This window comes from Ramlibacter sp. PS3R-8 (assembly GCF_037572435.1).
GTDB lineage: Bacteria > Pseudomonadota > Gammaproteobacteria > Burkholderiales > Burkholderiaceae_C > Ramlibacter.
The window spans coordinates 581,857-607,623 of the sequence record NZ_JBBHGT010000003.1 but is presented as its reverse complement, the minus strand read 5'-3'; the positions used below and the strand labels follow the sequence as shown (position 1 = coordinate 607,623).

General features: G+C 68.1%; 26 protein-coding genes. 16 read left to right on the top strand and 10 right to left on the bottom strand.

What is annotated here, in order from left to right; translation table 11 throughout:
* Positions 1 to 133: 133 nt before the first annotated feature.
* From rpsO to WG902_RS14390, 3 genes are all read right to left on the bottom strand, one after another.
* The gene (gene rpsO, locus WG902_RS14400; RefSeq protein WP_340060803.1) at positions 134 to 397 is read right to left on the bottom strand and encodes a 30S ribosomal protein S15; all 264 of its coding nucleotides are present in this window, start codon (positions 395 to 397) and stop codon (positions 134 to 136) included.
* Between the two features lie 234 nt (positions 398 to 631).
* Positions 632 to 1,798: a pyridoxal phosphate-dependent aminotransferase gene (locus WG902_RS14395; protein WP_340060904.1), complete on the bottom strand. Its 1,167-nt coding sequence runs from the start codon at positions 1,796 to 1,798 to the stop codon at positions 632 to 634.
* Positions 1,799 to 1,951: 153 nt separating this feature from the next.
* Positions 1,952 to 3,217 carry a branched-chain amino acid ABC transporter substrate-binding protein gene (locus tag WG902_RS14390; RefSeq protein WP_340060801.1) on the bottom strand — a complete coding sequence of 422 codons (1,266 nt, stop codon included), beginning with the start codon at positions 3,215 to 3,217 and terminating at the stop codon, positions 1,952 to 1,954.
* 139 nt (positions 3,218 to 3,356) lie between these two features.
* Between WG902_RS14390 and WG902_RS14385 the strand changes: the two genes are divergently transcribed.
* Positions 3,357 to 3,734, top strand: a complete 378-nt coding sequence (locus WG902_RS14385; protein ID WP_340060800.1) for an Hsp20/alpha crystallin family protein — start codon at positions 3,357 to 3,359, stop codon at positions 3,732 to 3,734.
* Between the two features lie 74 nt (positions 3,735 to 3,808).
* Here WG902_RS14385 and WG902_RS14380 read toward each other — a convergent pair whose 3' ends face one another.
* Positions 3,809 to 4,234, bottom strand: coding sequence for a tautomerase family protein (locus WG902_RS14380; protein ID WP_340060798.1), 426 nt, complete (start codon positions 4,232 to 4,234; stop codon positions 3,809 to 3,811).
* A 2-nt stretch (positions 4,235 to 4,236) separates the two neighbouring features.
* Positions 4,237 to 4,428, bottom strand: a complete 192-nt coding sequence (locus tag WG902_RS14375) for a hypothetical protein (RefSeq protein WP_340060796.1) — start codon at positions 4,426 to 4,428, stop codon at positions 4,237 to 4,239.
* Positions 4,429 to 4,560: 132 nt separating this feature from the next.
* Between WG902_RS14375 and WG902_RS14370 the strand changes: the two genes are divergently transcribed.
* On the top strand, positions 4,561 to 5,454 hold the full coding sequence (locus tag WG902_RS14370; protein ID WP_340060794.1) for a LysR family transcriptional regulator: 894 nt from the start codon (positions 4,561 to 4,563) through the stop codon (positions 5,452 to 5,454).
* 69 nt (positions 5,455 to 5,523) lie between these two features.
* Here the strand turns inward: WG902_RS14370 and WG902_RS14365 are convergent, their stop codons facing one another.
* Entirely contained in the window at positions 5,524 to 6,168 is a 645-nt protein-coding gene (locus WG902_RS14365; RefSeq protein ID WP_340060793.1) for a class I SAM-dependent methyltransferase, read from the bottom strand.
* 79 nt (positions 6,169 to 6,247) lie between these two features.
* Positions 6,248 to 7,285: a tRNA (adenosine(37)-N6)-threonylcarbamoyltransferase complex transferase subunit TsaD gene (gene tsaD / locus WG902_RS14360; RefSeq protein ID WP_340060791.1), complete on the bottom strand. Its 1,038-nt coding sequence runs from the start codon at positions 7,283 to 7,285 to the stop codon at positions 6,248 to 6,250.
* A 67-nt stretch (positions 7,286 to 7,352) separates the two neighbouring features.
* Here tsaD and WG902_RS14355 point away from each other — a divergent pair, with 67 nt between their 5' ends.
* The 10 genes from WG902_RS14355 (at position 7,353) to WG902_RS14310 (ending at position 20,688) form a co-directional block, all read left to right on the top strand.
* Positions 7,353 to 8,579 carry a nitrate- and nitrite sensing domain-containing protein gene (locus WG902_RS14355; protein WP_340060790.1) on the top strand — a complete coding sequence of 409 codons (1,227 nt, stop codon included), beginning with the start codon at positions 7,353 to 7,355 and terminating at the stop codon, positions 8,577 to 8,579.
* A 301-nt stretch (positions 8,580 to 8,880) separates the two neighbouring features.
* Positions 8,881 to 10,173, top strand: coding sequence for a CmpA/NrtA family ABC transporter substrate-binding protein (locus WG902_RS14350; RefSeq protein ID WP_340060789.1), 1,293 nt, complete (start codon positions 8,881 to 8,883; stop codon positions 10,171 to 10,173).
* A 9-nt stretch (positions 10,174 to 10,182) separates the two neighbouring features.
* On the top strand, positions 10,183 to 11,046 hold the full coding sequence (gene ntrB, locus WG902_RS14345; RefSeq protein ID WP_340060788.1) for a nitrate ABC transporter permease: 864 nt from the start codon (positions 10,183 to 10,185) through the stop codon (positions 11,044 to 11,046).
* A gap of 12 nt (positions 11,047 to 11,058) precedes the next feature.
* Positions 11,059 to 11,898 carry an ABC transporter ATP-binding protein gene (locus tag WG902_RS14340; RefSeq protein WP_445263689.1) on the top strand — a complete coding sequence of 280 codons (840 nt, stop codon included), beginning with the start codon at positions 11,059 to 11,061 and terminating at the stop codon, positions 11,896 to 11,898.
* Complete coding sequence (gene nirB, locus WG902_RS14335) at positions 11,895 to 14,342, top strand: nitrite reductase large subunit NirB (protein ID WP_340060787.1); 2,448 nt, start codon at positions 11,895 to 11,897, stop codon at positions 14,340 to 14,342. The genes WG902_RS14340 and nirB overlap by 4 nt, the downstream gene beginning before the upstream one ends.
* The gene (gene nirD, locus WG902_RS14330; protein ID WP_340060786.1) at positions 14,339 to 14,713 is read left to right on the top strand and encodes a nitrite reductase small subunit NirD; all 375 of its coding nucleotides are present in this window, start codon (positions 14,339 to 14,341) and stop codon (positions 14,711 to 14,713) included. Before nirB ends, nirD begins: the two co-directional genes overlap by 4 nt.
* Positions 14,710 to 17,631, top strand: coding sequence for a nitrate reductase (locus tag WG902_RS14325; RefSeq protein ID WP_340060785.1), 2,922 nt, complete (start codon positions 14,710 to 14,712; stop codon positions 17,629 to 17,631). The genes nirD and WG902_RS14325 overlap by 4 nt, the downstream gene beginning before the upstream one ends.
* Positions 17,632 to 17,770: 139 nt before the next feature.
* Positions 17,771 to 18,676, top strand: coding sequence for a DNA-binding protein YbiB (gene ybiB / locus WG902_RS14320; protein ID WP_340060784.1), 906 nt, complete (start codon positions 17,771 to 17,773; stop codon positions 18,674 to 18,676).
* Positions 18,673 to 19,446: a uroporphyrinogen-III C-methyltransferase gene (cobA, locus tag WG902_RS14315; RefSeq protein ID WP_340060783.1), complete on the top strand. Its 774-nt coding sequence runs from the start codon at positions 18,673 to 18,675 to the stop codon at positions 19,444 to 19,446. The genes ybiB and cobA overlap by 4 nt, the downstream gene beginning before the upstream one ends.
* Before the next feature lie 12 nt (positions 19,447 to 19,458).
* Entirely contained in the window at positions 19,459 to 20,688 is a 1,230-nt protein-coding gene (locus tag WG902_RS14310; protein ID WP_340060781.1) for an NAD(P)/FAD-dependent oxidoreductase, read from the top strand.
* On the opposite strand, the gene WG902_RS14305 is transcribed toward WG902_RS14310, so the two are convergent.
* Positions 20,685 to 21,086 (bottom strand): response regulator, encoded by a 402-nt coding sequence (locus WG902_RS14305; protein WP_340060780.1) that lies wholly within the window; start codon positions 21,084 to 21,086, stop codon positions 20,685 to 20,687. The genes WG902_RS14310 and WG902_RS14305 overlap by 4 nt on opposite strands.
* Before the next feature lie 196 nt (positions 21,087 to 21,282).
* Between WG902_RS14305 and rpsU the strand changes: the two genes are divergently transcribed.
* A complete protein-coding gene (rpsU, locus tag WG902_RS14300) occupies positions 21,283 to 21,495 on the top strand; it encodes a 30S ribosomal protein S21 (protein ID WP_104301834.1) in 213 nt (70 codons plus the stop codon).
* An 82-nt stretch (positions 21,496 to 21,577) separates the two neighbouring features.
* Complete coding sequence (locus WG902_RS14295) at positions 21,578 to 22,024, top strand: GatB/YqeY domain-containing protein (RefSeq protein ID WP_340060776.1); 447 nt, start codon at positions 21,578 to 21,580, stop codon at positions 22,022 to 22,024.
* 172 nt (positions 22,025 to 22,196) lie between these two features.
* Here the strand turns inward: WG902_RS14295 and pmbA are convergent, their stop codons facing one another.
* Complete coding sequence (gene pmbA, locus WG902_RS14290; RefSeq protein ID WP_340060775.1) at positions 22,197 to 23,573, bottom strand: metalloprotease PmbA; 1,377 nt, start codon at positions 23,571 to 23,573, stop codon at positions 22,197 to 22,199.
* Between the two features lie 68 nt (positions 23,574 to 23,641).
* Here pmbA and yjgA point away from each other — a divergent pair, with 68 nt between their 5' ends.
* Together yjgA and mog are read left to right on the top strand one after the other, a co-directional pair.
* Complete coding sequence (gene yjgA, locus WG902_RS14285; RefSeq protein WP_340060773.1) at positions 23,642 to 24,262, top strand: ribosome biogenesis factor YjgA; 621 nt, start codon at positions 23,642 to 23,644, stop codon at positions 24,260 to 24,262.
* Entirely contained in the window at positions 24,255 to 24,836 is a 582-nt protein-coding gene (gene mog / locus WG902_RS14280; RefSeq protein ID WP_340060772.1) for a molybdopterin adenylyltransferase, read from the top strand. The genes yjgA and mog overlap by 8 nt, the downstream gene beginning before the upstream one ends.
* Before the next feature lie 138 nt (positions 24,837 to 24,974).
* Here the strand turns inward: mog and cysE are convergent, their stop codons facing one another.
* On the bottom strand, positions 24,975 to 25,748 hold the full coding sequence (cysE, locus tag WG902_RS14275; RefSeq protein WP_340060771.1) for a serine O-acetyltransferase: 774 nt from the start codon (positions 25,746 to 25,748) through the stop codon (positions 24,975 to 24,977).
* Positions 25,749 to 25,767 lie beyond the last annotated feature (19 nt).

Below are 25,767 nucleotides of genomic sequence, written 5' to 3'. Positions count from 1 at the left end.
CATTCCTGTGGGGTTCGGGTGGGCCCGAGCCCCCCAGGAATGACACAGCGCGTAGCCGGTCCTGCCGCTCCGAAGTAAAAAACGCCTGAGGCAGTTACGAGAACCGTCTCAGGCGTTCATCGATGGGGTCGCGTTACTTGCGCAGGCCCAGCTTGCTGATCAGGGCCGTGTAGCGCTCCGCGTCCTTGGTTTTCAGGTACGTGAGCAGGCTCTTGCGGCGGTTCACCATCTGCAGCAGTCCGCGGCGGCCATGGTGGTCCTTGGCGTGCGTCTTGAAGTGCGGGGTGAGTTCGTTGATGCGGGCGGTCAGCAGTGCGACTTGCACTTCGGGGCTGCCGGTGTCGTTGGCGGCGCGCGCATGGGCGGCGACGACCTCTGCCTTGTTGAGGGCGGTCATGGGTGTGTCCTTGAAAGTTGTTGACTTGCGAAGGGCTGCCGGAACTGCGGCCCTACGTGCGCTCTGCGTTGCAGAACCCGACGATTATAGCGGACGCGACGAGGAGGGGTATTGCCGCCGCGCCGGGGTGCGCTTCGCGCAACCCGGCCTACGAGGATGCGCCCGCCGATTGCCGGGGTTCGCGCAAACCCGCCACTCCTTCGTAGGTCGGGTTCGCGCCAGCGACCCCGACGCCTACCGGGCCAACCACGTACCAAGCCGGTCGACCCCCTGCCGCAGCCGGCCGACGTCCTTCGACGCGAAGCACCACCTCAGCCACCCCTGCGCCTCGGGCGCGAAGGCATTGCCCGGCGCCAGCCCGATGCCGGCCTCGGCGACCAGCCGCTTGGCCAGCGCCAGCGAATCGTCACCCTTCCCGCTGAGCTTGAAGAATGCGTACATGCCGCCCTTGGCAGGCGTCACTTCGACTTGCGGCAAGGCCTGCAGCAGCGGCACCAGCGTGTCGCGGCAGGCCTTGAGGTGCGCCACCACCCGCGGCGTCACTTCGTCGGTGCGCCGGACGGCCTCCACCGCGGCGCGCTGCGTGAACACGCTGGCGCAGGAAGTGTTGAACTCGATGAGCTTGCCCATGTGGTGCGTCATCGCCGGCGGCATCACCAGCCAGCCCAGCCGCCAGCCGGTCATCAGGAAACTCTTGGAAAAGCTGTGGGCGATGACCAGCCGGTCGTCCGCCTGCGCCACATCCAGGAAGCTCGGCGCGCAGCCGTTGGGGGTCGGCTCGTAGTAGAGCCGTTCGTACACCTCATCCGCCAGGATCCAGGTGCCGGTCTGGCGGCAATGGGCCAGGATGGCCTGCTGCTCGTCGCGCGAGAGCGTCCAGCCGGTCGGATTGTTCGGGGCGTTGACGATGAGCAGGCGCGTGGCGGGCGTGATGGCGTCCAGCAGGCGCTGCAGGTCCAGCTGCCACGCGCCGTTGCGCGGGGTGAGCGACACGGTCCGCAGCTTCGCGCCCATGATCAGCGCCTGCGCCGGCAGGTTGGGCCACACCGGCGTGACCGCGACGACCTCGTCGCCCGCATCGACGATCGCCTGGCAGGCCAGCATCAATGCATTGACCCCGCCCGAGGTGATGGCGATGCGCTCGACCCCCACCGGCCCGTGCAGCTTCGAGGTGTACGCGGACACCGCTTCGCGCAGTTCGGGCAGGCCGAGGTTGTGGGCGTAGAAGGTTTCGCCCTTCTGCAAGGAGGCGATGGCGGCTTCGCGGATGAAGTCGGGCGTGACTTCGTCGCTTTCGCCGAACCAGAACGGCAACACGTCGCTGCGCCCCATGCCGGCGTTGGCGACTTCGCGGATCTTGGATACTTCGAGGTTGATGACTGTTTGGCGCATCTGAGGGATTGTCGTGCAATCGCTAAAGCAAACAACCGGACGCAGAAGGCGCAGAAGTTACGCAGAAATCGCAAAAGGACATCCAAAACCTTTCTTTGGTTTTTCTTCTGCGTCTTCTGCGTAACTTTCTGCGCCTTCTGCGTCCGGTTGTTGGGTTTGGACTCAGTACCGCACCATCCTGCAGGTGTGCGGCATCTCCGCCTGCGACGCCGCAATTTGCCGTACCACGCGGAAACCATAGCCTGAGCCTTCGACGTCGAAGGGGACGCCCGGGGTGCCCTGGCGGTCCATGACGCCGACGGCCAGGGGTTGCTGGAACTGGTGGTCGGCCGCGCGCATGCGGCCTGCCTGGCCGGCGAAGGTGACGCTGGCCTGCTCCAGCGCCAGGGCCAGCGGTACGGCGTCCGCAGAGCCGGCACGCTCGATCGCCTGCGCCAGCGACTCGATCATCAACTGCAGGCGCATGTGCACGTAATCGTCCGCCGGCCGCGGGAAACGCTGGCGGAACGACCGGTAGAACGCCTCGCTCTCGGGCGTCGGCAGGTTGGGAAGCCAGTCGGCCACTGCCACCACCTTGCCGATGCCCGCCTCGCCCATCGCTGCCGGCGCACCCAGCGCATTGCCGTAGAAGGTGAAGAAGCGCCCTTCGAAGCCGATGTCGCGCGCCGCCCTCACCAGCAGCGTCAGGTCGTTGCTGAAATTCCCGGTGACCACCGCGTCGGCGCCGCTGGCCTTGATCTTGATCGCATACGGCGCGAAATCCTTGATCCGCAACAAAGGATGCAGCTCCTCGCCCACCACCTGCACGTCCGGGCGCTGCGCCGCGAGCTGCCGGCGCGCCTCGCGCTGCACCGCCTGGCCGAAGCTGTAGTCGGGATTGACGAGGTACACGGACTTCAGCGCCTTGTCCTCGCGCACCACGGACATCAGCGCCGCCATGCGCATGTCGGCATGGGCGTCGAAGCGGAAGTGCCAGAAGCTGCACTTCTCGTTGGTGAGGATCGGGTCGACCGCGGAGTAGTTCAGGAACACCACGCGGCGCTGCGGTTCGCGCTCGTTGTGGCGATTGACCGCCTCGATCAGCGCGGCGGCCACCGCCGACGAATTGCCCTGCAGGATGACGCGCGCGCCGTCGTCGATGGCGGAACGCATCGCCGACAGCGCCTCCTCGATCTGCCCCTTGCTGTCATGGCGGTCCAGCCGCAGCGGGCGGACGCCGTCGCGGGTCTTCACGCCGCCGCGCTGGTTGACGCGCTCCACGGCCCACACCAGGTTGCGGAACACCGCCTCGCCGCCGTTGGCGTTGCCGCCGGACAGCCCTTCGATCACGGCCAGCTGGATGGGCGGGGCGGGCTGGGCCTGCGCGAAGGCGGGGAGAAATGCAGACGCGGCCAGCGATTTCAAGACCGCGCGGCGCAATTTATTCATGCCAGGGAATCCCTTGAAAAGCGCCGTCGGGTGCGCAGATGGTGAGCAGGCGGCGATCAGTGTGAGAGCCGCGCAGTGTAAGGGAGCCGCAGGCACGGATCGCGCCGCGTCCCACCCCGTTTTCAGACAGGAGCTTCCCATGTTTTTCGCACCCGCCGTTCGCACCCGTGCTTATGTTCCCGCCCGCGGCGTCGACCGCAGTTTCGAGCGTTTCCTGAACGACGCCTTCCTCGCCCCCGCTGCCGTGGGCGTGAAGGTGGAGCAGGACGAGCAGGCCTGGACCGTCACCCTCGACGTGCCCGGCGTCACCCGTGAGCAGCTGGCCATCGACGTCGACGGCACCGTGGTCCGCGTGAAGACCGTGGCCGAAGCCGCGCGCCAGTACCAGGCCGCGTACGAGCTGCCGACCGAGATCGATGCCGAGGCCACCACGGCCAAGCTGGAGAACGGCGTGCTGACGCTGTCGCTGGCGAAGAAGAAGCCGGTGGTGACGTCGCGTTCGATCGAGGTGAAGTAAGTCCCGTGCGGCGGGGTGCGCGTTGCGCAACCCGCCCTACGCGGTGGCCATGGCGCCGTTTCGCGGTTTCGCCGTTACGCCTCTGACGTGACTTCTTCCGTAGGGCGGGTTCGCGAAAGCGACCCCGCCTTTCTCTGCGCCTGCGTGCGCCCGCCATAGCCCCAATCGCTGGCCGGCACTTCTTGCACCACCACATAGCTGGCCTCGTGCAGCGGACCGAGCTGCTGCGACAGTTCCTCGAAGGCGGCTTGCACGAAAGCCTCCTTCTCTTCGACGCTGTTCGTCCCCTGCGTCACCCGGATCTCCAGCAGCGCGGTCGCACCGCTGACCTGGCGTCCGTCGATGAACCAGCGGCCCGGCCAGAGCTCCTCGACCACCACCGCGGTCACCTCGCGCCGCTTGCCCAGGATCCGCGTGGACAGGTCCGTGAGGCGGCGTGCCAGCGACGCGAGGCGGTCGCCGGCCTGCGGCGGCGTGATCTTCAGTTGAAGGGTCGGCACGTTCAGGCCTCCGGCAGCAGGTTCTTGTTTCGCGAAGCGCCGGACAGCCGGCCACGCAGCGCGCGCAAACCGCGTCCCATCGCGGCGAACATGTCCGCCCAGAACGCATCGATGGCTTGTCGCCGCAGCGCGCGGCCGTGCAGGGCCTCGGCTTCCATGCGCCGCGCGAAATCTTCGGTGTGCCGGTAGTCCATCTGCTTCTCCTTGGTTCGCGGATGCGATGGATGGACTCTAGGCAGCGAGGGCGGCCCGCGAAACGGCGCCCGGCGCAAATTGGTTTTGCGCCACCAGCAAGCCCCCGCACGCGACGGCTACCATGGCTGCCCATGCGCAACCTGCAGTTCGACGAAATGGCGCTCTACGCGCGGGTGGCCGAACTCGGGTCGCTCTCGGCGGTGGCGCGCGAGCGCGACGTGCCCGTGAGCCAGGTGTCGCGCACGCTTTCACGGCTGGAAAAGGCCTGCGGCGTGCGCCTGATGCATCGCTCCACGCATGGCCTGTCCCTCACGGACGACGGTCGCACCTTCCTCGAATACAGCCGCCGCGCGCTGGCGACCCTGGACGAACTGGAAGGCGAATTCGCCACCCGCTCGGGCGAACCCGCCGGCGTGGTGCGCATCGCCGCCAGCACGGTCGTCGCGCAGTACCAGCTGGTGCCCGGCCTGCCCGGGCTGGCGCAACGCCATCCGCGCCTGCAAGTCGAACTCGAGGTGGGCGACCGCCTGGTGGACATGGTGCGCGATGGCATCGACATCGCCATCCGGGCCATGCACGACCTGCCGGACAGCGTCGTGGCGCGCCGCATCGGAAGCCTGGGCCGTGCCCTCTACGCGACGCCTGCCTACGTCCGTGCGCGCGGCCTGCCCCGGAGGCCGGACGAACTGGCGGCCCACGCCCTCGTGGCCAACAGCGGGGTCACCGCGCTCAACGAGTGGCCCTTCCTGGTCGACGGCGAACCCTGGACCTTCCCGGCGCAGGGCCAATGGCGTGCGAACGACACCAACATGGCCGCCGCGATGGTGCTGCAAGGTCTCGGCATCGGCCGCCTGACGACGCTGATCGGCGATGGCCTGGTGCAGCAGGGACTGCTGGTGCCGGTGCTGGCGGACTTCGTGGACCTGCGTCCGGTTCCCGTGCATGCGGTGACGACCGGTGCGCGCCACCGGCTGCCGAAGATCAAGGCGTGCCTGGATTACTGGACGGAGTGGTTCGCGCGGTGATGTGGGCGGGGATACCGGGGTTCGGCTGCGCGCTCACCGCCGGCCTACAGGGCCTACTGGAGCCGATGTTCAAGTGGCCTTGCGCGCCACCATCCCGATCAGCGCCGAATGCCCCTTGTGCCCATTGCCTTCGGCGAGCTCCGCCTCGTACTCGCGCAGCTCCAGGATCTCCATCCCTGCGAAGGCTTCGCGCAGCAGCTCCGGCGTGTACATGTGCGACGCGCGCGGCGGGCCGCCGGTGCGGTAGTCCAGCTGCCTGGGCGTATAGCCCTGCAGCACCAGCGTGCCGCCCGGCTTGAGGCAGGCGACGATGCCCTTGAAGATGCGCGCCCGCTGCACCGGGTCGGCGAACTGGAAGAAGATGGCGGCGACGCCGTCGTAGATGTTGTGCGGCCAGCGCAGGTCGACGATGTCGGAGATCGCGAAGTTCACCTTCACGCCGGTGATGCGCGCGAAGTCGCGCGCCTTGCGCACGCCCACCTCGGAGATGTCGAACGCATCCACGGTCAGGCCGCGCTGCGCCAGCCAGACGCTGTTGCGGCCTTCCCCGTCCGCGATGCTCAGCACCCGTTGGCCAGCCTGCCACACGTCGGCATGCTCCACCAGCCAGCCGTTGGGCTCGGTGCCGAACAGGTAGCCGCTTTCCGAGAAGCGCCGGTTCCAGGCGCCTGCCGGGTCTTCGAAGGGTTGCGGGGAAGTAGCGGCCGGGTCCATGCCTCATCTTAGGCACGAGCGGCGCGCGCAACCCTCAGGGAAACCCTTCGACGGGTCGAAGGACGTGTCGGGGAGATTCCTAAGCGCCGGCCAGCGCGTCCAGCGGCCAGCGCGGCTTGACGTCGAACGCGTAGGACAGGCGGGCCTGCTCGACCCCGGCCTGCAGCCGCATGGCCGCCGCCAGGGCGATCATGGCCCCGTTGTCCGTGCACAGCGCGAGTTCCGGGTAGTGCACCCGCACGCCGCGCTTGCGGCATGCCGCGTCGAGCTGGGCCCGCAGCAACCGGTTGGCGCCGACGCCGCCGGCCACCACGATGCGCTGCAGGCCGCTGCTTTCGAGCGCCGCCAGTGACTTTTTCACCAGGACATCGACGATGGCCGCTTCCGTCGATGCCGCCAAATCAGCCTTGCGCGCTTGCAGTTCGCCACCCAGCTTGTTCACCTGGGTGAGCACGGCGGTCTTGAGGCCGGCGAAGGAAAAGTCCAGGTCACCGCTGTGCAGCAGCGGCCGCGGCAGCTTGAAGGCGGCGGGATCGCCCTGCTGCGCCAGCCGCGACAGCGCAGGCCCGCCGGGATAGCCCAGGCCGAGCAGCTTGGCGGACTTGTCGAAAGCCTCGCCGGCCGCATCGTCGATGGTTTCGCCCAGCATCCGGTAGCTGCCGACGCCTTCTACCTGCATCAGCTGCGTATGCCCGCCGGACACGAGCAGGGCAATGAACGGGAATTGCGGCGGATCCTGGCCCAGGAAGGGCGACAGCAGGTGGCCTTCGAGGTGGTGCACGCCGAGCACCGGTTTGCCCAACGCGGCGCCGAGCGCGCAGGCGACGCCGGCGCCCACCAGCAGCGCGCCGGCCAGCCCCGGCCCGCGTGTGTATGCCACCACGTCGATGTCGGGCAGCCGACAACCGGCCTCCGCCAGCACCTGTTCGGCCAGCGGAAGCACGCGGCGGATGTGATCCCGGCTTGCCAGCTCCGGCACCACGCCGCCGTAGGCCTGGTGCATCTCCACCTGGCTGTGCAGGGCGTGGGCGCGCAGCACCGGGACTTGCGTCCCGGCGGTTTCGACCAGCGCGACACCGGTCTCGTCGCAGGAGGACTCGATGCCCAGAACGATCATGCGGCGAGTGTAGCGGCGGGCCCTTGCCCTCACGGCGGCGGCATGTTTGTTGCTGCATGACGCTCCAATGACTTCCGGATCCAGCTTCCTGCTCGCTGCCCGCCAGTGCGAGATCGCCGAACTGGAGCACCTGGCGCGCACGGGCGAGCTGGTCGGCGCCATCGGCCGCCTGGTCCACGCGCTGCAGCGCGAGCGCGGGCTGTCGAACGTGTTCCTCGGCTCCCACGGCAGCCGCTTTGCGGACCAGCGCCTGCAACAGGTGGCCGAATGCGGGCTCGCCGAGCAGCAGGTGCGCGCCCAATTCGACCTCCTGGACACCGCGTCCAGCCACGTGCGCAATGGCGCGCGCCTGTTCAGCCGAGTGGCGGTGGTGCTGCACGGCCTGGACGGGCTGGCGCAGCTGCGCGAGCAGGTGGCGGCGCGGGCGGTCTCGACGCGCGAAGCGACGGCAGCCTTCGTCAAGCTGGTCGCCGGGTTGCTGGCAGTGGTGTTCGAGGCGGCCGACAGCGCGACCGACCCCGCCATCTCGCGCGCGCTGGTGGCGATGTTCAATTTCATGCAGGGCAAGGAATTCGCAGGCCAGGAGCGCGCCTTCGGCGCCGGGGCTTTCGCCTCCGGCGCCATCGACGGGGCCGGGCAGCAGCAGTGGCGCCACCTGGTGGAGTCGCAGCAGGCGTGCTTCCAGGTGTTCTGCGATTTCGCGGATGCCGAGGTGCTGCGCGTCGACCATTCCAGCCGCGACGCGTCGCTGCTGGCGGAGGTCGATCGGCTGCGGCGTGTCGCCTGCGCCGGCCGCCCGGGCCCGCTGGACGCGAATCTCAGCCCCGCCTGGTTCGAGCTGCTCACGCGCCGCATCGACGCGATGCGCAGCGTCGAGGACGTGCTGGCACTGCACCTGCGGACGCTGTGCGAAGACCGCATCGCGCAGGCGCGCGGCGAATTGCGGGACCAGCGCGCCATGCTCGATGCGCTGGCCAGGGGCGCGCTGGATCCGGGACCGGAGGAGGCGACGGTCTATGGGCCGCACCTGGAGCGCTCCATGCTCGGCATGCTGCAGGAGCAGTCGCGCCGCCTGCAGGCGATGGGCGACGAACTCGATGCGGTGCGGGCGACGCTGAACGAGCGCAAGGCGGTGGAGCGCGCCAAGGGTTTGCTGATGGCGCACCGGCAGATGAGCGAGGACGAGGCGTACAAGGCGCTGCGGCAGATGGCGATGAACCAGAACCGCCGGCTGGTGGACGTCGCCGAGGCGGTGCTGTCGTTGGCGGAGGTGCTGCCGGGGCGGGGACGCTGAGGCAGGGTGCACTGCTGCAGTGCACAAAAAGAGTGCGCTGCGCACGTTTATCCGTCATTCCCGCGCAGGCGGGAATCCAGGGCTCCCGCATTCGTTGCCCGTGAAAGCCCTGGATCCCCGCCTTGGCGGGGATGACAACTGCGTGCTGGCACGGTCCCTGCATAACCCCATCGAGATCGGGCGCCAACGGCGGCGCGCGAACACACCGACATCCGGACAACGGCGTCCCTCCCTGCGTGCAAGAGCGCGCAGTGCGACGGGCGCCGTTTTCTTTTATCTCTTCGCAACCCAGGAGCACACGATGCACAACCCCACCACCCCGGTCACCCGCCGTACCGTCCTGCAAGGCGCGGCCGCCCTCGGCGGCACCAGCCTGTTCCCCGGCATCGTGATGGCGCAGGGCACGGCGCTCGAAACCAAGGCCGCCAAGCTCGGCTTCATCGCGCTCACCGACGCCGCGCCGCTGTTCGTGGCCGACGAAAAGGGCTTCTTCAAGAAGCACGGCATGACCGAGGTGGAGGTGCTCAAGCAATCCTCCTGGGGCGCGACGCGCGACAACCTTGTGCTGGGCTCCAAGAGCAACGGCATCGACGGCGCCCACATCCTGACGCCCATGCCCTACCTGATCAGCACCGGCGCCGTGACGGCCAACAACGTGCAGGTGCCGATCAACATCCTGGCCCGCCTCAACCTGGGCGGCCAGTGCATCTCGGTGGCCAACGAATACAAGGACTTGAAAGTCGGGCTGGACAACAAGACGTTCAAGAAGGCGCTGCTGGACAAGCGCCTGAAGACCGGCAAGCCGGTCAATGCCGCGGTGACCTTCCCGGGCGGTACGCACGACCTGTGGATGCGCTACTGGATGGCGGCCGGGACCGTGGATCCCAACCGCGACATCAACACCATCGTGGTCCCGCCTGCGCAGATGGTGGCCAACATGAAGGTGGGCAGCATGGACACCTTCTGCGTGTGCGAGCCGTGGAACCGGCAACTGATCAACCAGAAGATCGGCTACACGGCCCTGACCACCAGCGAACTGTGGATGAACCACCCGGAGAAGGCGTTCGCGATGCGCGCCGACTACGTGCAGGCCAACCCCAATGCCACGAAGGCGCTGCTCAAGGCCGTGATGGAAGCGCAGATGTGGTGCGAGGACCCGAAGAACCGCGCCGAAGTGGCCGAGATCTGCTCGCGCCGCCGCTGGATCAGCGCCCCGGTGGAAGACGTGATCGACCGCGTCAAGGGCGACTTCGACTACGGCACCGGCCGCGTCGAGGCCAACAGCAAGTTCCAGATGCGCTTCTGGAAGGACAACGCCTCCTATCCGTTCCAGAGCCACGACCTGTGGTTCCTCACCGAGAACCAGCGCTGGGGCTACCTGCCGCCGAACCTGGACACCAAGGCGCTCATCGCCAAGGTCAACCGCGAGGACATCTGGCGCGCAGCCGCCAGTGAACTCGGCGTCGCCGCCAAGGAGATCCCCACCTCCACGTCGCGCGGCGTCGAGAAGTTCTTCGACGGCAAGGTCTTCGACCCGGCCAACCCGAAGAAGTACCTCGACTCGCTCGAGATCAAGAACATCAAGTCCGCCTGAGGCCGCACCATGAGCACCTCCGACATCGTCGAACCGATCGGGCTCGCGGCGCCCGCCGCGCCCCACCCGGTCGCGACCTTCGCGCGCGATGCCGTGCGCGGCTTCATGACACACGTCTTGCCGCCGCTGGTGGTGATCGGCCTGTTCGTGCTGATCTGGCAGATGCTGGGTTCGCGGCCCGGCGCATCGCTGCCCGCGCCCACCAAGGTGATCCAGGACACCTGGGAGCTGATCGTCCACCCCTGGTACGACCGCGGCGGCAACGACGTGGGCATCGCCTGGCAATTGCTGGCCAGCCTGAAGCGCGTGGCCTACGGCTATTCGCTGGCGGTGCTGGTGGGCGTGAGCCTCGGCGTGCTGGTCGGCCAGTCCACCTGGGCGCTGCGCGGCCTGGATCCGCTGTTCCAGGTGCTGCGCACCGTGCCGCCGCTGGCCTGCCTGCCGATCTCGCTGGCCGGCTTCCGCGACGGCCACCCGTCCGCCATCTTCGTGATCTTCATCACCTCGATCTGGCCGATCATCATCAACACCTCCATCGGCATCCGCAACATCCCGGAGGACTACCGCAACGTCGCCCGGGTGATCCGCCTCAACGGCGCGGAGTACTTCCTGAAGATCATGCTGCCGGCGGCGGCGCCCTTCATCTTCTCGGGGCTGCGCATCGGCGTCGGCCTGTCGTGGCTGGCGATCATCGCCGCGGAGATGCTGATCGGCGGCGTGGGCATCGGCTTCTTCATCTGGGACGCGTGGAACTCTTCGCGCATCAGCGACATCATCCTGGCGCTCATCTACGTGGGCCTCATCGGCTTCGCGCTGGACCGCATCGTCGCCTTCATCGGCCGCAAGGTCACCCGCGGCACTTCCGCCAGCTAGAGAGGACACACCATGAGCGGCTACCTCACCCTGTCCCGCGTGGACATGACCTTCCCCGGCCCCAATGGCGGCAACCCGGTGCTCAGGGGCATCGACCTGGAGGTCCAGCGGGGCGAATACATCTCGCTGATCGGCCACTCGGGCTGCGGCAAGTCCACGGTGCTCAACATCGTGGCCGGCCTGCTGAAGGCCACCTCCGGCGGCGTGATCGTGGACAACCGCGAAGTCAACGCGCCGGGGCCGGATCGCGCCGTGGTGTTCCAGAACCACTCGCTGCTGCCCTGGCTGACCGTGTACCAGAACGTGGAAATCGCGGTCGACAAGATCTTTGCCCGCACCCGCTCGGGCGCCGAGCGGGAGGAATGGATCCTGCACAACCTGGCAATGGTGAACATGTCGCACGCGCTGCACCAGCTTCCTTCGCAGATCTCCGGCGGCATGAAGCAGCGGGTGGGCATCGCCCGTGCGCTCGCGATGGAGCCCAAGGTGCTGCTGCTCGACGAACCTTTCGGCGCCCTCGATGCGCTCACGCGCGCCCACCTGCAGGACGAGGTGCTCCGCATCCAGGCCGAACTGGGCAGCACGGTGATGATGATCACCCACGACGTGGACGAGGCGGTGTTGATGTCCGACCGCGTCGTGATGATGACCAACGGCCCGGCCGCGACGATCGGCCAGGTGATGGAGGTGCCGCTCGCGCGCCCGCGCAACCGCATCGCGCTGGCCGAGGACAAGGTCTACAACCACTGCCGGCAGGAAATCCTGACCTTCCTGTACGAGAAGCAGCGCAAGGTGGAGCCGATCCACCGGCCCGCCGGCGCCTTCGGCCGCAAGCACAAGGTGGCGGCATGAAGAAGATGAAGCTGGTGATGGTGGGCAACGGCATGGCCGGCGTGCGCACGCTCGAGGAACTGCTCAAGATCGCTCCGGAGCTCTACGACATCGCCGTCTTCGGTGCCGAGCCGCACCCCAACTACAACCGCATCCTGCTCTCGCCGGTGCTGGCCGGCGAGCAGACGCTCGACGAGATCGTGCTGAACTCGTGGGAGTGGTACGCGGAGAACGGCATCCGCCTGCACGCGGGCAAGACGGTGGTGGAGATCGACCGCGTCAAGCGCGTCGTGCGCGCGGCGGACGGCACCGAGGAGGAGTACGACCGGCTGCTGCTGTGCACCGGCTCCACGCCCTTCATCCTGCCCGTGCCGGGCAAGGACCTGCCGGGCGTGATCGCCTACCGCGACATCGCCGACACGAACGCGATGATCGATGCGGCGGCCAAGTACAGGAAGGCCGTCGTGATCGGCGGCGGCCTGCTCGGGCTGGAAGCAGCCAACGGCCTGATGAAGCGCGGCATGGAGACGACCGTGGTCCACGTCATGCCCTGGCTGATGGAACGCCAGCTCGACGACGTCGCCGGCAAGCTGCTGCAGAAATCGCTGGAGGAGCGCGGCCTGAAGTTCCTGATCGGCGCGCAGACGCAGGACCTGGTCGCCGGTGAAGACGGCAGGGTGAAAGCCATCCGCTTCAAGGACGGCACCGAAGCCGAAGCTGACCTGGTGGTCATGGCCGTCGGTATCCGGCCGAACACGGCGCTGGCCGAGAAGGCACGCCTGCACTGCCAGCGCGGCATCGTGGTGAACGACACGATGCAGACGGTGACGGATGCGCGCATCTATTCGGTGGGCGAATGCGCGGCGCATCGCGGCATCGCTTATGGCCTGGTGGCGCCGCTGTTCGAGCAGGCCAAGGTGGCGGCCAACCACCTGGCGCAGTTCGGCATCGGCCGCTACACCGGCTCCCTGACCTCGACCAAGTTGAAGGTGACGGGCATCGACCTGTTCTCGGCCGGCGAATTCATGGGCGGCGAAGGCACGGAAGAAATCGTGATGAGCGATCCCTTCGCCGGCGTCTACAAGAAGCTGGTGATCAAGGACGAGAAGCTGGTGGGCGCCTGCCTGTACGGCGACACGGTGGACGGCAGCTGGTACTTCAAGCTGCTGCGCGAGGGCCGCAAGATCGCCGACATCCGCGACAAGCTGATGTTCGGCGAATCGAACCTCGGCGACGCCGGGCACCAGGGCCAGAACCGGGCGGCGGCCATGGCGGACGTCGACGAGGTCTGCGGGTGCAATGGCGTGAACAAGGGATCGATCTGCAAGGCCATCAAGGAGAAAGGCCTGTTCACGCTGGAAGAGGTGCGCAAGCACACCAAGGCCAGCGCCTCCTGCGGCTCCTGCACCGGCCTGGTGGAACAGATCATCATGTTCACCGCCGGCGGCGACTACTCCGCCGCGCCCAAGAAGAAGGCCATGTGCGGCTGCACCGACCACAGCCACCAGGACGTGCGGGAGGCCATCAAGGCCAATCGCCTGCTGACGATCGCCGGCATCCAGAAGTTCATGGAATGGCGCACGCCCAACGGCTGCGCATCGTGCCGGCCGGCGTTGAACTACTACCTGCTCTCCACCTGGCCCAAGGAGGCCAAGGACGACCCGCAGTCGCGCTACATCAACGAGCGCAGCCACGCCAACATCCAGAAGGACGGCACCTATTCGGTGATCCCGCGCATGTGGGCCGGCGAGACCACGGCCGCGGAGCTTCGCCGCATCGCCGACGTGGTGGACAAGTACAAGATCCCGACCGTCAAGGTCACCGGCGGCCAGCGCATCGACCTGCTGGGCGTGAAGAAGGAAGACCTGCAGAATGTGTGGAAGGACATCGGCATGCCTTCGGGCCACGCGTATGCCAAGGCATTGCGCACGGTCAAGACCTGCGTCGGCAGCGAGTGGTGCCGTTTCGGCACGCAGGACTCCACCCAGATGGGCAAGGACCTGGAGCGGGCGCTGTGGCGCATGTACGCCCCGCACAAGGTGAAGCTGGCCGTGTCGGGCTGTCCGCGCAACTGCGCCGAGTCCGGCATCAAGGACGTGGGCGTGATCGGCGTGGACTCGGGCTGGGAGATCTACGTCGGCGGCAACGGCGGCATCAAGACCGAGGCCGGCCAGTTCTTCTGCAAGGTGAAGACGGCCGAGGAAGTGCTGGAATACAGCGGCGCTTTCCTGCAGCTTTATCGCGAGGAAGGCTGGTACCTCGAACGCACCGTGCACTACCTCCACCGCGTCGGGCTGGACTCCGTCAAGAAGAAGATCCTCGACGACCACGAGGGCCGCAAGGCGCTGTGGGAGCGGCTGCAGTTTTCGCTGGGCGGCGAACCCGATCCCTGGTTCGAGCAGGACAAGGCGGCCGTCGACACGCGCCAGTTCGACAAGCTCAACGCGCAGGAACAGCCGGCATGAAACCGCAGGACTGGCAGGCGATCTGCCGCGTGGAGGACATTCCGGTGCTGGGTTCGCGCCGCGTGGCGCGCGCCAACGGCATGGACGTCGCCGTGTTCCGCAACGACGAGGACCAGGTGTTCGCGCTGCTGGACCGCTGCCCGCACAAGGGCGGCCCGCTGTCGCAGGGCATCGTGTTCGGCACCAGCGTGGCCTGCCCGCTGCACAACTGGACGATCTCGCTGGCCGACGGCCAGGCGCAGGCGCCGGACGAAGGCTGTACCCAGCGCTTCTCCTGCCGCGTGGATGCCGGGCAGGTGATGCTGGACCCGGTGGAACTGGCGACGCTGGCCATCGACGCGCAGCCGCCCAAGGCCGGGCCCAGCCGGTGACCGAGACCAGGTCCACCTGCCCGTACTGCGGGGTGGGCTGCGGGGTCATCATCCGGTCCGACGGCGACCGGATCACCGGCGTGCGCGGCGATCCGGACCACCCCGCCAACTTCGGGCGGCTGTGCACCAAGGGATCGACGCTGCACCTGACGGCGACGCCCGAAGTGACGCTTCACACCCGGCTGCTGCACCCGATGCTGCGCGAGCAGCGCGGCGAGAAGCCGACGCGCGTGGACTGGCACGTGGCGCTGGAACTGGCGGCGGACCGCTTCGCGCAGGTGATCCGCGCGCACGGGCCGGACTCGGTGGGCTTCTACGTCTCGGGGCAGTTGCTCACCGAGGACTACTACGTCTTCAACAAGCTGGCCAAGGGCCTGATCGGCACCAACAACGTCGACACCAACTCGCGGCTTTGCATGAGCAGCGCGGTGGCCGGCTACAAGATGACGCTGGGCGCCGACGCCCCGCCCACCTGCTACGACGACGTGGACGATGCGGGTTGCATCTTCATCGTCGGCAGCAACACGGCGTACGCGCACCCGGTCCTGTTCCGCCGCATCGAAGAGGCGAAGGCTGCCCGGCCCGCGATGAAGGTGATCTTCTGCGACCCGCGCCGCACCGACACCGCGGAACTGGCCGACCTGTACCTGCCGGTGCAGCCGGGCACCGACGTGATGCTGTTCCACGGCCTGCTGCACATCATGCTGTGGGAGGGCTGGACCGACGCGGCGTACATCGCGCAGCACACCAGCGGCTTCGACGCGCTGAAGGCGGTGGTGCGCGAGTGCACGCCGGAGCTGGTGGCGCAGACCTGCGGCATCCGCAAGGAAGACCTGTTCACCGCGGCGCAGTGGTTCGCCACTTCGCCCGCGACGCTGAGCCTGTACTGCCAGGGCCTGAACCAGTCCAGCAGCGGCACGGCCAAGAACGCCGCGCTGATCAACCTGCACCTGGCCACGGGGCAGATCGGCAAGCCGGGCGCCGGACCGTTCTCGCTGACCGGCCAGCCCAACGCGATGGGCGGGCGCGAGGTGGGAGGCCTGGCCAACCTGCTCTCCGCGCACCGCGACCTGTCGAATGCGCAACACCGCGCCGAAGTGGCCGCTCTGTGGGGCTTGGCTTCCGTGCCGGAGAAACCGGGGAAGACGGCGGTGGAGATGTTCCAGGCCGCCGCCGACGGTGAGATCAAGGCGCTGTGGATCGCCTGCACCAACCCCGCGCAATCGATGCCGGACCAGTCCACCGTGCGCCGCGCCTTGCAGCGCGCGGAGTTCGTCGTGGTGCAGGAGGCCTTTGCCACCACGGCGAGTTGCGACTACGCGGATTTGCTGCTGCCGGCGACGACGTGGGGCGAGAAGGACGGCACGGTCACCAACAGCGAGCGGCGCATCAGCCGGGTGCGGCCGGCGGTGGGCAAGCCGGGGGGGACGCGGCACGATTGGGAGATCGCGGTGGAGTTTGCGCGGAGGTTGGAGACGCGGCTAGCGCCCCCACCCCAACCCTCCCCCGGTGGGGGAGGGAGGAACTCCCTCTCTACTCATCCTCCCTCCCCCTCTGGGGGAGGGCCGGGGTGGGGGCGCGGCGCGACCACCCTCTTCCCCTACGCGTCCCCCGAATCCATCTGGCTCGAACACCGCGAATCCACCCGCGGCCGCGACCTGGACATCACCGGGCTTTCCTACGCCCTGCTCGACGAAGCCCCGCGCCAGTGGCCCTTCGCAACCGGCGCCACCGACGGCAGCAAGCGCCTCTATGAAGACGGCGTGTTCCCCACGCCCGACGGCAAGGCACGCTTCGCCGCCGTGACCTACCAGCCGCTCGCCGAGCCGCGGGAATCGCGCTATCCGTTCTCCCTGCTCACCGGCCGGCTGCGCGACCAATGGCACGGCATGAGCCGCACCGGCACGCTGGGCCGACTGTTCGGCCACGTGCCCGAGCCGGTGGTGCAGATGCACCCGCAGGACATCGAGCGGCGCCAGCTGCACGACGGCGACCTGGTGCACGTCACTTCCAAGCGCGGCTCGATCGTGCTGCCGGTGCAGGCCAGCAGCGAAGTGGGCTTGAGCCAGGCTTTCATCGCCATGCATTGGGGTTCGGAATACCTGGGCGGCGTGTCCAGCACGGGCGAGCCGCTGGCCGGCGTGAACGCCATCACCACCTCCGCCTATTGCCCGACCTCGAAGCAGCCGGAACTCAAGCACGCGGCAGTGAAGATCCTCAATTCCGAGCTGCCGTGGACGCTGTTGGCCATCGGCTGGTTCGATGCGGGGAATGCGCTCGCCGTGCGCGAACGCCTGAAGCCCTTGATGAACGTGTTTCCGTTCACCTCGTGCGTTCCGTTCTCCAACAACGCGCCGCTCGAGCAGGCGGCGAGCCAGGAACGCACCGGCGTGCTGTTTCGCGCCTCGGCCTACGAAGCGCCGCCGGAGGCGCTGCTCGAGCAGCTCGAATCGATCTTCGACCTGGGCGGTGCGGAAACGCTGCGGTATGCCGACCGCCGCAAGTCCCAGCGCCGCGCGATCCGGGTGGTTCGCCAGGACGCCGACGTCCGCCTGCAGGCGATGCTGCTGGCGGGCGACACGAGCGCGCAAGCGTGGCTGAAGACGCTGCTGCTGCAGGAGCTGCCGGCGCAAGCCTATGGCCGCTTGTTGCTGGCGCCCGGTGCCAAGGCCCCGCTGGCGCTGCAGGCCAAGGGCAAGCAGGTCTGCAGCTGCTTTGCGGTGGAGGCATCGGCGATCGAGGATCATCTGGCGCACTGCAGCGGGTCGGCGGAGGAACGGCTTGCATCGTTGCAGGGGGCCTTGCGTTGCGGGACCAATTGCGGGTCGTGCGTGCCGGAGTTGAAGCGGATGGTTCGGTCGTTCGAGACGCCGGGGTTCGCTGCGCGAAACCCGGCCTACGAACGCAGCGAACCGTAGGCCGGGTTGAGGCGCCGCCGGACCCCGGTGGCCGAATTCGGCCTCGCCTGGTAGGCCGGGTTTCGCAAACGCGAACCCCGGCATCGCTCGAATTCGGCTTATAGCCAAAGGTCATCAACCCTCTGGGACAATCGCGACCGTGGGAATCAGCCAGTACCTCAAGGAAATCGGCCGCGGCAAGCAGGGCGCGCGGGCGCTCGACCGCGTCCAGGCGCAGGACCTGTTCGGCCAGGTCCTGGACGCCAGCGTGAGCGACCTCGAGATCGGCGCCTTCTGCATCGCCATGCGCGTGAAGGGAGAGACGCCCGAAGAAATGTGCGGCTTCCTCGACGCGACCCACGCCCGCGTGCAGCGCGCAGGCTCCGCCAGTGGCAAGCCGGTGGTCGTGCTGCCCAGCTACAACGGCGCGCGCCGCCTTCCGGTGCTGACACCGCTGCTGGCCGGCCTGGTGGCGCGCGGCGGCCTGCCTGTGCTGATCCACGGGACGGAGACCGAATCCGCGCGCGTCTTCGTGCGCGACGTGCTGCATGCGATGGACATCGGCGCGTCCTCGGCCTCGACGCGGATCGCGGATGGCCAGGTGGCGTTCGTCCCCACCGAAGTGCTGTCGCCCGGCCTGAAGCGCCTGCTGGATGCGCGCAAGCTCATCGGCCTGCGCAACAGCGCGCACAGCGTCGTCAAGCTGATGAACCCGTGCGATGGCCCGGCGGTCATCGTCAGCAGCTACACGCACCCGGAATACGCGGTGTCGATGGCGCAGGTCTTCGAGATGCAGGGCGCGACGGCGCTGCTGCTGCGCGGCACCGAAGGCGAAGCGGTGGCCGATGCGCGCCGCCTGCCGCAGATGGACGGCTTCGTCCGCGGGCGGCGCGTGACGCTGGAAGAAGGGCGCAAAGGCACCCTGACCGACCTGCCGCACCTGCCGAAGGAGGTGGATGCTTCCACCACTGCCGGCTACATTGGCGACGTCCTGGGCGGACGCAAGCCCATTCCCGATTCCGTTGCGCTGCAGGTGGAACACATCTTGCGACTGGCCAAGGCATGAACACGAACACAGGCAAGGTCACGCTCGTCGGCGCCGGCCCTGGCGACCCGGAACTGCTGACGCTGAAGGCGCTGAAGGCCATCCAGGGCGCGTCCCTGCTGCTGGTGGACGACCTCGTCAGCCACGAAGTCGTCGCGCATGCGCCGAAAACCGCGCGCGTGGTGTACGTCGGCAAGCGCGGCGGCTGCAAGAGCACGCCGCAGGCCTTCATCGAGAAGCTGATGCTGATGGCCGCGCGGGAGGGTGAAAGCGTGGTGCGCCTGAAGGGCGGCGACCCGTTCATCTTTGGCCGCGGCGGCGAGGAGGTGGAGCACCTGCGTGCCGCCGGCGTGCAGGTCGAGGTCATCAACGGCATCACGGCGGGCCTGGCGGCCGCCACCGCGCTGGGCGTGCCGCTCACGCACCGGGATCACGCGCAAGGCGCCATTTTCCTGACCGGCCACGCCCAGAAGGGTTCGCAGGCGCCGGACTGGCAGTCGCTGGCGGCGACCGCCCGCGACGCCCGTCTCACGCTGGTCATCTACATGGGCGTCAGCAGCGCGCATCGCATCCAGCAGGACCTGCTGGCGGCCCTGCCCGCTGCCACGCCGGTGGCGGTGGTGCAGCGCGCGTCGCTGCCGGACCAGCGCCATGCGGTCACCACCCTGGGCGAACTTGCCACGACCATCGAACGCGAAGGCCTGGCGAGTCCTTCGGTCATCGTGGTCGGCGACGTGGTGCAGGGAGTGGCGGCGGCAGCAGTCGCGGTGGACAAGGCCCGCGCGGCTTGATAATCCGCGTCCATGCCGGACGCGCCCACCACTTCCTTCGACGCCATCGTCATCGGCGCCGGCGCCGCAGGCCTCTTCTGTGCCGGTGTCGCCGGGCAGCTCGGTGTCAAGGTCCTGCTGATCGACCACGCCGAGAAGGTCGCCGAAAAGATCCGCATCTCCGGCGGCGGCCGGTGCAACTTCACCAACCGCGAGCTCGACCCGAAGGCGCCGCAGAAGTACTTCCTCGGCGCCAATCCGCATTTCTGCCGCTCGGCGCTGGCGCGGTACACGCCGCAGGACTTCATCGCACTGGTGCAGAAACACGGCATCCCGTTCCACGAAAAGCACAAGGGCCAGCTGTTCGGCGACCGCTCCGCCGACGATTTCATCCGCATGCTGCTGGACGAATGCGCAGCCGGCGGGGTGACGCACTGGCAGCCGTGCAGCGTGCAGGGCATCGCGCAGTCCGGCGCCGGCTACCAGGTACAGACCTCGCGCGGAACCGTCAGCGCACCCGCGGTCGTCATCGCCACCGGCGGCCTGTCCATCCCGAAGATCGGCGCCACCGACTTCGGGCACCGCATCGCGCGCCAGTTCGACTTGCGGCTGGTCCAGCCACGTCCCGCGCTGGTGCCCCTCACCTTCGATGGCGCAGGCTGGGCGCCCTTCGCGCAGCTGGCCGGACTGGCCTTGCCGGTGCGCATCGAAACCGGCGAGAAGAAGGAGCGCATCGCCTTCGACGAAGACTTGCTGTTCACCCACCGCGGCCTGAGCGGTCCGGCCGTGCTGCAGATCTCCAGCTACTGGCGCGAAGGCACGCCGCTGCGCATCGACCTCGCGCCGGGGCAGGACCTTGCGCACGAGCTGCAGCAGGCCAAGGCGCGCTCGCGCAAGCTACTGGCCAACGAGCTCGCCCAATGGGTGCCGTCACGGCTGGCGGATGCGTGGGTGCAGCAGGATGCGGCGTGGCAGCGCCCCGTCAACGAAGCGGGCGACAAGGCACTGGCGCAGCTGGCGCAGCGCTTCTTGCGCTGGGAGCTGGTGCCCACCGGCAGCGAGGGCTACCGCAAAGCCGAAGTCACCGCCGGCGGTGTCGACACCCGCGAACTGTCCTCGCAGACGATGGAATCCAGCCAAAAGGGCCTGCACTTCATCGGCGAGGTGGTCGACGTGACCGGCTGGCTGGGCGGCTACAACTTCCAGTGGGCGTGGGCCAGCGGATTCGCCTGCGCGCACGGCCTGGCCGCCGCCAGGGGCTAGCCCAGCATTTTTTCCAGCAGCGCGATCAGTTCGTCGACGCTGACCGGCTTGACCAGGTGGGCGTCGAAATGCGCGCCGAGCGACTTCGAGCGCTTGGCGTCCGCCCCATACCCTGAAAGCGCCACCAGCTTGGCGTCGGCCATGCGCGGATCGTCGCGCATCCGGGCGGCCACGGCATAGCCGTCCTCCCCTGGCAGGCCAATGTCCAGCAGCGCGAGCTGGGGCCGGAAGCCGTCCAGCGCGGCCATGGCGCTGGTGCCGTCGCCGGCACAACGGACGTCGTAGCCCAGCACCCGCAGCAGGTCGGCCAGGGTGTCGGCGGCGTCGGCGTTGTCGTCCACCACCAGCAGCCGGGCGCCGCCCGAAGGCGCCGCGGAATCGTTCGAAGTCCCAGTCATGCCCGCATGATGCCCTCATTGGCAGCCCGGCCGGTCCTGCACCCCCGTAAAGAGCCGCCACTTGCCGGGTTTCCCGGCAAGGCTATAATCTCGGGCTTTGCTGGCAAACCCCCACCGGCCTGATCGATCCCTCAGGTGGGGACCCCCCGGCGGACGTCCTCGATCTTCGTCCGCCACAAGCTGAATTCAGGAAGTCATGACGACCATCCGTGTCAAGGAAAACGAGCCGTTCGACGTGGCATTGCGCCGCTTCAAGCGCACCATCGAGAAGCTGGGCCTGCTCACCGAGCTGCGCGCCCGCGAGTTCTACGAAAAGCCGACCGCCGAGCGCAAGCGCAAGAAGGCCGCCGCCGTGAAGCGCCACTTCAAGCGCGTGCGCAGCATGCAGCTGCCGAAAAAGCTCTACTGAGCCCCGGCCGAGACCAGGAAAGCCCGCCCGGGGTCGCCCGCGCGGGCTTTTTTTCATTCGCGGAAGAATCCAGGAGAAACCCATGACGCTCAAGGAACGCATCACCGAGGACATGAAGGCCGCCATGCGCGCCAAGGACGCCGAGCGCCTGGGCGCCATCCGCATGCTCACCGCCGCCATCAAGCAAAAGGAAGTGGACGAGCGCATCGAGCTCGATGACGCGATGGTGGTCGGCATCGTCGACAAGCTGCTCAAGCAGCGCAAGGACAGCATCGATGCCTTCCAGAAGGCGGGCCGCCAGGACCTGGCGGACAAGGAGCAGGCCGAGGTGGCGGTGCTGCAGGTCTACCTGCCGGCGCGGCTGTCGGCCGACGAGGTGGCCGCCGAAGTGAAGGCCATCGTGACCGAGGTCGGCGCCAAGGGGCCGGGTGACATGGGCAAGGTGATGGGCGCCGCCAAGGCCCGCCTCGCGGGCAAGGCTGACATGGGGATGCTGTCGGCGGCGGTGAAGGCGGCGCTGGCGGGGTAGCCGGCACGCCGGGGTGCGGCTGCGCCGCAACCCGGCCTACGGGTTCCGCGGCACACGCCGGGGTGCGGCTTCGCCGCAACCCGGCCTACCCGCGGCGCCGGTAGCGCCGGTAGGTCGGGTTCCGCCGTAGGTCGGGTTCCGCGTTAGCGGACCCCGACATCAGACCCCGACATCAGGAGCCCGCTATCTTCATCTTGTTGACGAGAATCGAGCCGACCGTCTTCGCCCCATAGTTGTAGACATCCGCGCCCACGGCCTGGATGCCCATCAACATGTCCTTCATGTTGCCGGCGATGGTGATCTCCTGCACCGGATAGGCGATCTCGCCGTTCTCCACCCAGAAGCCGCTGGCGCCGCGGGAATAGTCGCCGGTGACGTAGTTCACGCCCTGCCCCATCAGCTCGATCACGAACAGCCCGGTGCCCAGCTTCTTGAGCATCTCCACCAGCGTGTCATCGGGCTGCGTCAGGCGCGAGGTCAGCGTCAGGTTGTGCGAGCCGCCGGCGTTGCCGGTGGTCTTCATCCCCAGCTTGCGGGCCGAGTAGCTGCTCAGGAAGTAGCCGCCCACGCGGCCGGCATCGACCACCTTGCGCGCGCTGGTGCGCACGCCTTCCTCATCGAACGCGGCGCTGCCCTTGCCGCGCTTGACGAACGGGTCTTCGAGCACGTCGATGTGCTCGGGAAACACCTGCTTGCCCAGCGAATCCAGCAGGAAGCTGCTCTTGCGATAGAGCGACCCGCCGCTGGTGGCCTGCACGTACGCACCGAGCAGGCCGGCGGCCAGCGGCGACTCGAACAGCACCGGGCATTCGCGCGTGGCGATCTTGCGGGATTTCAGCCGCGCCAGCGCGCGCTCGGCGGCATAGCGGCCCACCGACTCGGGCGACGCGAGCTCCTGCGCGGACCGCATGGAGCTGTACCAGGCATCGCGCTGCATCTCGTCGCCGCGCCCCGCGATCGGCGCCACCGAGATCGAGTGGCGTGAGCTGGCGTAGCCCCCTCGGAACCCATGGGTGTGGGCGCTGAAGAAGTGGCTCTGCTGCGCCGACACGCCGGCGCCTTCGCTGTTCATGATGCGGGCATCGGTGTCGAAGGCGGCGCGCTCGCAGCGCAACGCCAGTACGGCGGCCTGCTCGCTGGTGAGTTCCCAGGGGTGGAACAGGTCCAGGTCCCGGTGCGCGTCCTGCGGCGCCACGTCGTCGAACTCGGGCAGTCCGGCCACCGGGTCCTGCGCGGTGAAGCGGGCGATGTCGTAGGCGGCCTGCACGGTGCGCTCGATGGCGGCGCGCGAGAAGTCCGAGGTGCTGGCGTTGCCCCGCTGGCTGCGCATGTAGACGGTGATGCCCAGCGACTTGTCACGGTTGCGTTCGACCGTCTCCAGCTCGCCCTTGCGCACCGATACGCTCAGGCCGCAGCCCTCGGAGGCCTCGGCTCCCGCGTCGGTGGCGCCCAGCTTGCGGGCGTGGGCCAGCGCGTAGTCCACCAGTTCCTCGAAGTCGGCGCGGCTGTAGGCGAATCCGGTGGCGGCTGGCGCGGGTTGTTTGTTCATGGCGGGCTATGATACTTGCGCAAGGTCGCGCACCACGGTCGCGTGCCATCCAGCCACCAGTCCCCCGCATGCCCCGCAAACCCAAAAAAGGCTATTTCGTCAAAGGCCACTTCGTTGCCGAAGGCAGCGAACTCGATCTCGGCCTGCGCGCGGAGATCACCGGCGGCCAGCCGAGCCGCACCGAGCTGAAGAAGGAAAGCACGGAGCTGCAGAAGCTGGGCGAGGAATTGCTCACGCTCCGCGGCGACTCGCTGGCCAGGCTGGACCTGCCGGAAAAGCTGCTCACCACGCTGGAAGACCTGAAGACGATCACTAACTTCGAGGGCCGCCGCCGCCAGGTGCAGTTCGTGGGCAAGCTGATGCGGCAACTGGAGCCCGAAACACTGCAGGCGGTGCGCGACGCACTCGCCGAGCAGCACGGCGGCTCGGCGCAGCAGACGCTGTCGCTGCACGCGGCCGAGAAATGGCGCGACGACCTGATCGCCAGCGACGAAGCGGTCCACAACTGGCTGCAGGCGCATCCGGATGCCGATTCCCAGCAGCTGCGCGCGCTGGTGCGGCAGGCGCGCAAGGACGGAACACCGACGCCCGACGAGGTCTCGCGTGGCGAGGCCCCGCGGCGCGGCCGCGCCTATCGCGACATCTTCCAGATGGTGCGCGAACAGCTGGGGCAGGAAGAGCATGAGTGAGCCCGACCGCGTCTCGGTGGGCATCGTGTCGATCAGCGACCGCGCCTCCACCGGCGTCTACGAAGACAAGGGCCTGCCGGCGCTGAAGGATTGGCTGGGGCGGGCGCTGAAGAATCCCATCACGTTCCAGGAGCGCCTGATTCCCGACGAGAAGGAGCGCATCAGCGCCACGCTGATCGAACTGGTGGACGCGGGCTGCTCGCTCGTTCTCACCACCGGCGGCACCGGCCCCGCGCTGCGCGACGTGACCCCGGAGGCCACGTTGGCCGTGGGGCACAAGGAGATGCCGGGGTTCGGGGAGCAGATGCGGCAGGTGAGCCTGCGCTTCGTGCCCACCGCCATCCTCTCGCGCCAGGTGGCGGTGATCCGCGACCAGAGCCTGATCATCAACCTGCCCGGCCAGCCGAAATCCATCCAGGAGACGCTGGAGGGGTTGAAGGAAGACGGCAAGCAGGTGGTGCCGGGCATCTTCGCCGCGGTGCCGTATTGCATCGACCTGATCGGCGGGCCGTACCTCGAGACGAACGACGAGGTTTGCAAGGCGTTTCGGCCGAAGTCGGCGATTCGGAAGTAGCCCGGATACGGGAGCGGACAGCCGGACGCAGAGGACGCAGAAGTTACGCAGAAGACGCAAAAGGATCCAAAACCCTTTCTTGGTTTTTTCTGCGTCTTCTGCGTAACTTCTGCGCCTTCTGCGTCCGGTTGTTTGGCTTTATTTCCCCACCAGCTGCGTCAACTTGTCCGCCTCGAAGTTTTCCTTCGTCTGCGCATCGAGCGGCACGCAATCCTCGCCGCGCCTTTGCGCCGACAGCTTCTCGATGGCTTGCCACAACAGCGCGATCTGGTGCTCGTGGCCGGAGGCGTTGTCGATGAGGCCTTTCATGGCCTGCGACAGCGGGTCGTCGTTGGCCGTGATGCCGTAGGCGGAGAACCCCATCTTCGCCGCCGCTTCCTCGCGCCGCGCGGTGTCTTCCGCCTGGATGATCCGCGCCGGGATGCCGACGGCCGTGGCCCCCGGCGGCACCGGCTTGATGACCACCGCGTTGCTGCCGATCTTGGCGTCGTCGCCCACGGTGAAGCCGCCCAGCACCTTGGCGCCGGCGCTCACGACGACGTTCTTGCCAAGGGTCGGATGCCGCTTGGCGCCTTTGTAGAGGGTCGTGCCGCCGAGCGTCACGCCCTGGTAGATGGTGCAGCCGTCACCGACTTCGGCGGTCTCGCCGATGACGACGCCCATGCCGTGGTCGATGAACACGCCGCGCCCCATTACGGCGCCGGGGTGGATCTCGATGCCGGTCATCCAGCGCGCGAACTGCGAGAGAAAGCGCGCCAGCCAACGCAGCTGCCGTTGCCACAGCCAGTGCGCCGCGCGGTGCAGCACGATGGCGTGCAGCCCCGGGTAACACGTGAGCACCTCCCACTTGCTGCGCGCGGCAGGGTCGCGGTCGAGGATGCACTGGATGTCGGAGCGAAGGCGCGTGAACATGGGGTTCTTTGCTTCTATG